Annotated in this window: 6 protein-coding genes; all 6 read left to right on the top strand. The window is 57.5% G+C overall.

All coding sequences use genetic code 11. From position 1 onward, the window contains the following. A partial coding sequence (locus AB5164_RS09305; protein WP_368148023.1) for a CpsD/CapB family tyrosine-protein kinase occupies positions 1-561 on the top strand: 561 nt, incomplete at its 5' end. Positions 562-578: 17 nt separating this feature from the next. Continuing rightward, the gene (locus AB5164_RS09300) at positions 579-1,229 is read left to right on the top strand and encodes a tyrosine-protein phosphatase (protein ID WP_022094060.1); all 651 of its coding nucleotides are present in this window, start codon (positions 579-581) and stop codon (positions 1,227-1,229) included. A gap of 39 nt (positions 1,230-1,268) precedes the next feature. Continuing rightward, on the top strand, positions 1,269-1,769 hold the full coding sequence (locus AB5164_RS09295) for a GNAT family N-acetyltransferase (protein WP_368142415.1): 501 nt from the start codon (positions 1,269-1,271) through the stop codon (positions 1,767-1,769). A 202-nt stretch (positions 1,770-1,971) separates the two neighbouring features. Next, entirely contained in the window at positions 1,972-3,996 is a 2,025-nt protein-coding gene (htpG, locus tag AB5164_RS09290) for a molecular chaperone HtpG (RefSeq protein WP_368142414.1), read from the top strand. A gap of 511 nt (positions 3,997-4,507) precedes the next feature. After that, a complete protein-coding gene (locus tag AB5164_RS09285) occupies positions 4,508-7,273 on the top strand; it encodes a YhgE/Pip domain-containing protein (protein WP_368142413.1) in 2,766 nt (921 codons plus the stop codon). Next, positions 7,274-7,670, top strand: a 397-nt coding sequence (locus AB5164_RS09280) for a YhgE/Pip domain-containing protein (RefSeq protein ID WP_368148021.1), incomplete at its 3' end; no start/stop codon positions are given. It lies immediately after the preceding gene.

Genomic DNA, 7,670 nt, shown 5'->3' with positions numbered 1-7,670 from the left:
AGCGGCAAGTCCGTGCTCCTGGTCGAGGCCGATATGCGCCGCAGGTCCCTTGCCGATATGCTCGGCGTCCGCTCCCGCGGCGGACTCTATGCAGTCCTTTCCGAGCAGGTTTCTATTGACCAGGCGATTGTCGAGACGGGTCAGAAGAACTTCTACTTCCTCGATGCCGAGCCGCATATTCCCAATCCTGCCGACATCATCGTCTCTCACCGCTTTGCCAAGCTGGTAAAGGCACTGTCCGCCAAGTTCCAGTACGTCATCTTTGATGCTCCCCCGGTCGGTACCTTCATCGATGCTGCCGAGATCGCAAGTCTGACCGACGGTGCGCTTTTTGTCGTGCGTGAGGATTTCACCAAGCGCGAGGAGGCGCTCAACGCCATCGGTCAGCTTAAGAAGTCCGAGAAGGTCAAGCTCATCGGTACCGTTATGAACTACTGCGAGACTGAGACCAGCGAGTACTACTACTCCTACTACACCAAGGACGGTAAGAAGGTGAAGAAGGGCTCCGACGATCAGGGGACTTCCAAAAAGGGCATCTTCACCAACCGAGCAAACGTTTAGTTGATTAAGGCTGACCTATGCGTGACATTCATTGCCATATCTTGCCGGGTGTAGACGACGGCGCCGCCGATCTCGATGAGAGCTTGGCGATGCTCGAGGCTGCCAAGCGGGCCGGTGTAACCAGAATCGTTTGCACTCCTCACTGCCGTGATCCCTATTTTGATTACGACAAGATGTGGGATGCCTTTGAGCTGCTGCGTGATAACGCTGACGGTTTTCCGCTCCAGATGGGCTTCGAGGTCAACCATCGAAAGCTCGTTGAGCTTGGTATCGATGCCGCGGAGCACTTGCATTTCGATGGGACCAACGAGTTTCTGCTCGAGCTTTCGACGCATGCCGATGCGTATGCGTTTAGAGAGTACGAGAACACGATTTACGATTTGCAGTGCCGTGGCTACCAGGTGATCATCGCTCATCCTGAGCGCTATCGTGCGGTTCAAAAGGATGTAAGCGTGGCGGAGCGCCTGGTCGATATGGGCTGCAAGCTGCAGGCTTCGGCGGACTTTATTGCCGGCGGTCGCTTTGGTCGCGAGAAAAAGCCGGCACAGCGCCTGTTCGATCAGAACCTGTACAGCTTCATCGCGAGCGATGCCCATAACGTGGGTCATTACGACTGCCTGGCGAAGGCTCGCGCGAAGTTTAGCGTGCGCGGAGCCCATTTTCGCTAAAATCTGTCCCTAACGTTCGCATTGAATGAAGGGGCAGCCATGGATATCCAACTTAAGACGGGATGCTTTGATGACGCGGCGCTGGTGCGCCGCGTCGTTTTTATGGACGAGCAGGGCTACGAGAATGAGTTCGACGCTATCGACGAGGATCCGAACTGCATTCATGTGACGCTCTATGCAGACGGCGAGCTTGCCGGTTGCTCGCGCGTGTTTCCCGAAGAGCTTGAGCGCGCGGCTGACGCAGAGGCTCCGGTGTCGCCGGCGTGCGACTTGGACGAAGGTGTCGCGGCGGGGGAGACCTACATTATGGGGCGCGTGGCCGTGCTGCCGAGCATGCGCCGTCGCGGTCTGGCGAGCAAGATTGTCGAGGCCAGTGATGCCACTGCGCGTGATGCCGGTGCCAAGCTCATTAAGCTGCATGCTCAGGAATACGTGCTACCGCTCTATGTCAAGGCGGGCTACACGCAGATTGCCCCGGTGGACTATGAGGATGAAGGCCAGCCTCATGCCTGGATGGCCAAGCGCGTAGATGGCAGATAGGGACGTTCCTTTTCTGCCGGCGGTTGGGGACACTCCTTGGTAGTTGGTGCATCGGAGCGCTTAGACATACAGTTTTTCGATTCCGTATGTATATATGCGCGCTAATGGGTTATAAAATCTAAGTCTGAACATAGCAGGTCTGCGATGCGGCTCGGGCGACCGGGCCGTTTTTGCGGGCGGGGGTAGCGCGAAAGGACTGCACATGCGTCAATTTAAGACCGAGAGCAAAAAACTGCTCGACCTCATGATCAACTCCATCTACACCAATAAGGAAATCTTCCTGCGCGAGCTTATCTCTAACGCGAGCGATGCCGTCGACAAGCTCAACTTTAAGAGCCTGCAGGACCCGAGCGTTAAGATCGACCAGGGCGACCTGGCCATTCGCGTCTCCTTCGATAAGGATGCCCGCACCATCACGATTTCGGATAACGGTATCGGCATGACCGCCGAGGAGCTCGAGCGCAACCTGGGCACCATCGCCCACTCCGGCTCCGAGGAGTTTAAGACCGAGAACGCCGAGCAGCAGGGTTCGGATGTCGACATCATCGGTCAGTTTGGCGTGGGCTTCTACTCGGCTTTTATGGTCGCCAGCCATGTGAAGGTCGTCAGCCGCGCCTATGGCGAGGATGTCGCCCATGTGTGGGAATCCGACGGTCTTGAGGGCTACACCATCGAGGACGGCGAGCGCGCCGAGCACGGTACAGATGTCATCCTGACGCTGCGCGAGAACGAGAAGCTCGATGCCGACGGCGAGGCCGAGACCTATGATCGCTTCCTGACCGAGTGGGGCCTCAAGAGCCTGATTCAGCAGTACAGCAACTATGTGCGCTACCCGATCCAGATGATGGTGTCCAAGAGCCGCCAGAAACCCAAGCCCGAGGATGCTGGCGACGATTACAAGCCCGAGTACGAGGACTACCAGGAGCTCGAAACCGTCAACTCCATGACACCGATCTGGAAGAAGCGCAGCTCCGACGTTGAGCAGAAGGACTACGACGAGTTCTACAAGTCCACGTTCCACGACTTTGACGATCCTGCGCGCACCATCAGCTTCCATGCCGAGGGCACGCTCGAGTATGACGCCCTGTTGTTTGTGCCGGGCCGCGCGCCGTTCGATCTGTACAGCAAGGATTACGAGAAGGGCCTGGCGCTCTACAGCTCCAACGTGCTGATTATGGAGAAGTGCGACGACCTGCTGCCCGACTACTACAACTTTGTCCGCGGCGTCGTGGATTCCGCCGACGTGTCGCTCAACATCTCGCGCGAGACGCTGCAGCAGAACCGTCAGCTCAAGGCCATCGCCAAGCGCGTGGAGAAGAAGATCACCGCTGACCTTGAGGATATGCGTGACAACGACCGCGAGGCCTACGAGAAGTTCTTTGAGAACTTTGGCCGCGGTCTTAAGTACGGCATCTACTCGAGCTATGGCATGAAGGCCGATGAGCTCGCCGACCTGTTGCTGTTCTGGTCTGCCAAGGAGCAGAAGATGATTACCCTGGCCGAGTATGCCAAGGGCATGCCCGAGGATCAGAAGGCCATCTACTACGCCGCCGGTGACTCGCGTGAGCGCTTGGCCAAGATGCCCGTGGTAAAGGGCGTGCTCGACCGCGGCTATGACGTGCTGCTGCTGACGCAGGATGTGGATGAGTTCACGTTCCAGGCTATGCGTGAATACGTTGCCGCCGATATGCCCAAGATCTACGAGGACGATGCTGCCCGCGAGGCTGCCGAGAAGGCTGTGGCCGACGGTGCCGAGCCCGAGGTCGAGGATCGTCATCTGGAGCTCAAGAACGTTGCGACCGGTGATCTTGACCTGGCGACCGAGGACGAGAAGAAGGAGGCCGAGGACGCCACCAAGGAGAACGAGGACCTCTTTAGCGCTATGAAGGAGGCGCTCGGTGACAAGGTCGAGAAAGTTGCCGTCTCCGCGCGCCTGACCGATGCCCCCGCTTGCATCACCACCGAGGGCCCGCTTTCGCTCGAGATGGAGAAGGTGCTCCAGAAGGGACCCGAGAGCGCGCCCGACGGCATGCCCAAGAGCCAGCGCGTGCTCGAGCTCAACGCCAAGCACCCGGTTTTCGACAAGCTTGTCGCTGCCCAGAAGGCAGGCGACGCCGATAAGATCAAGCAGTACTCCGGCTTGCTCTACGATCAGGCCCTGCTGGTCGAGGGCATCCTCCCCGAGGACCCCGTTGCCTTCGCAGCAGCTGTCTGCAACTTGATGTAGTTAGGTAGTTACGCGGTTCTACCAAACCGCGTAACGGCTCGACGCTGCCCTTCGTTCCGCCGTTCTAACGAACGGCGGACCAGCCGACGCTGCGCGGGCACCAGAGCGACAACTTGTCATTCAAAGAGGACGGCATGACCAGAAGGTCTATGCCGTCCTCTTTTCATGCCAATTTGTTCGCTCTGGTGCTCGCTCGCTGGCATTACCAAAACATCGGCGGTCCAATAATGATCCCTTGGGGACGGAGGAAAAAGCGGTCATTGGGGACGTTTTTGTTTGACTAGTCGTTTAAGAACGTCCCCAATGACTAGTCGGATTGATAATTTGTGCGGGTTGTGGTTTTGTGACCTGCTGAAATTTAGGATACTGTACATCTGTACGTTAACTCATCTTCGTAGTATATTGCTACCCGCAAAACTCAGCACCATTGTGCCGTGAGGCACTAAAGCGCCTACGTACAATGGTTGTCGATAGTACGATTCGATTCAACGACAGGATGGATGGTCCAAGCGTGAGTCTCGGCAGCAAACTATCCGACGCAAAGGTATCCTTTGCGATCTTTAAACGTGACATCAAGCGATTGCTCGTGAACCCCGTCGCCCTGGTGGTTACTTTGGGCGTGTGCGTTATCCCCTCGCTGTACGCTTGGTACAACATCGTGGCTAACTGGGATCCGTATGGAAACACCCAGGGCATCAAGATTGCTATCGCCAACAACGACCAGGGAACCCAAAACGACCTGGTGGGCGAGCTCAATGCGGGCGACAAGGTCGTCGATCAGCTCAAAGAAAACGATCAGCTGGGCTGGACCTTCGTCGACTCGGCGGCCGATGCCAAAGAGGGCGTCGAGAGTGGGGAGTACTACGCCGCCATCGTGATCCCCAAGAACTTCTCCGACAATCTTGTCTCGATGCTCGATGGCAATTACCGCCAGCCCAAGCTTACATATTACGTTAACGAGAAGAAGAGCGCCATTGCGCCCAAGGTGACCGATACCGGCGCCAATACTATCGAGGAGCAGATCAATTCGGAGTTTGTCTCCACGGTGGGCGAGACCGTGGCGGGCATCGCCAAGGATGCCGGGGTCGATTTAAAGGACAAGGCAACCCAGACTCAGAATTCGTTGGCTGGTTCGGTATCAGAGGCATCCGGTACCTTGGGTGAGGTGCGCGATTCGATTGGCGACATGAATGCCGCCATCGATAAGACGAGTGGCGCTATCGCCTCGGCTGATGCCGCGTTGGCGGGCCTGCAGGGTCAGACGCCCTCTCTAACGCAGGCAATCGCTCAGGGCAATGACCTGCTGGGCGAGGCGCGCGCTACGGCGGGCAACTCTGTCGCCTCGCTCTCCAAGGCACTCTCGGAAGGCAGCCTTGCGCTCACCAAGACGTCAGCCTCCGCGAACGCTGCGATTGGCAAGCTGACGGGCGCGGTCACATCTACGACCACCCGCATCGACAACTCGCTTGAGTCTCTCCAAGCGACGATCGACCACAATAAGGCCGTTATCGGGCACTTGGAAATTCTCGTTAATGACACGTCGACAGGTTCCAAGGAAATTGACGCGCGCATTGTATCGACCATCGATTTGCTCCGCGAGCAGAATGAAAAGCTTCAGAGCATCAAGGACGGTCTGTCTGCGCAGTCGAGCGCCATGGCGAATGACGCCGCGGCTGTCTCGGGCGCCAGCGACGCTATCAATAACGCAATCCAGACCGGTGCGACCAACCTTGGCCAGGCCCAGACGGACCTGGGTCAAAACGCGCTGCCGAAGGCCTCGAGCGCGCTTGATTCATTTGCCGCCGTCTCGGGTGATCTGACGGGAATCGTGTCTGGCCTCACGCCTACTATTGCAAGTGCGCGCGGTACGCTTTCGCAGCTTAACGCTACGCTCGGCCAGGCCAAGACCACGCTGTCCCAGACCGATTCCTCGCTTGCCAAGGTCCAGGACAAGCTTGCGACCGCAGCCAATGACATCGCGGCGCTGCAGACCTCTGAGTCTATGGGCGAGCTCGCCGACCTTATGGGCGTCGATGTCAATGACGTGGCAGATTTCATGGCCTCTCCGGTCGAGCTGACGTCCAAGTCGATCTATCCGGTCAAGAGCTTTGGCTCGGGCATCGCTCCCTTCTACACCAATCTGGCGCTTTGGGTGGGCGGTTACGTACTCATCGCCATCTACAAGCTCGAGGTCGATCGCGAGGGCATTGGCAGCTTTACGGCGCGCCAGGGCTACTTCGGCCGTTGGATGCTCCTGGTGATCCTGGGCGCGCTCCAGGCCACCATCGTTACGGTAGGCGATCTGGTGATTGGCGTGCAGTGCATCAACCCGCTGCTGTTCGTGCTGGGCGGCATCGCCATCTCGTTCACCTACGTCAATATCATCTATGCGCTGTCCACTACGTTTAAGCACATCGGCAAGGCAATCGGCGTCATTCTCGTCATCGTGCAGATTCCGGGTTCGTCGGGCATGTATCCCATCGAGATGATGCCCGGCTTCTTCCAGTGGCTGCACCCGCTGCTGCCCTTTACCTACGGCATCAATCTGCTGCGCGAGACGGTCGGCGGCATGTACTCGTTTAACTACCTGTTTAACCTGTGCATTCTGGGCGTGTTCTTGATCGTGGCGCTCTTTATCGGTCTGCAGCTGCGTCCGCTGCTGCTCAACCTTAACCTGCTCTTTGATAAACAGCTTTCCACGACGGGTATGATGATCTGCGAGTCCAACGACCTGCCGCGCCAGCGCTACTCGCTGCGCACGGCCATGCGTGTCATGCTCGATTCCGATTCGTACCGTCGCGAACTGCTCGATCATGCGGTCGCCTTTGAACATCGCTACCCGTACTACATCAAGGGCGGTTTTGCCGCCGTGGTGGGCGTTCAGGTCCTGCTCTTTGTCCTGTCGACGGTTCTCGATATCGACAATAACGGCAAGATCATCCTGCTTGTCATTTGGATCATCTCGGTTATTGCCATCTGCGGCTGGCTTATCAATATCGAGTACATCCGCTCGAGCCTCAACACCCAGATGCGCATCTCGGCGCTTTCGGATGAGGACCTGCGCCGCGAGATGCGCGAGCACACGGCCGCCATTCCGGCCGCTCGTCGCATGTTCGGCTTGAATGCGAGCGAGCGGGGGTCTGAACCCAAGACTCAGGCTGTCAACCAATGTGGTCATTGCGATGCGGCCCATGTGCCCGAGAACGGGGATGACACGTTTGTGATGAATGAAAAGAACGCCCCGCTCGGCAAGCACTCCAAAGGAGGTGAGGCATAAATGAAGAACATCCTGCATCTGTTTAAGCGCGATGTCCAAAACGTGTCTCGCTCCGTAATCGGCTTGGTTGTCGTGATGGGCCTCATTATCGTACCGTGCCTGTACGCGTGGTTTAACATCGCCGGCAGCTGGGATCCGTACGGCAACACCGGCAATCTTAAGATCGCCGTGGTCAACACCGATGAGGGTTACGAGAGCGATCTGATCCCCGTCGAGGTCAACGTGGGCGAAAACGTGACCGCCACCCTGCGCGGCAACGAGAACTTCGACTGGGTTGTGCTCAACGATCGAGAAAAGGCCATCGAGGGCGTCAAATCGGGCGCATACTATGCGGCTGTCGTTATCCCTAAGACGTTTAGTGCCGATATGATGACGCTCTTTTCGACCGACGTTAAGC

This window comes from Collinsella aerofaciens (assembly GCF_040915425.1).
Lineage (GTDB): Bacteria > Actinomycetota > Coriobacteriia > Coriobacteriales > Coriobacteriaceae > Collinsella > Collinsella aerofaciens_BW.
Note: the sequence above shows the minus strand (reverse complement) of the source record. Positions and strands in the feature narration are given on the sequence as shown.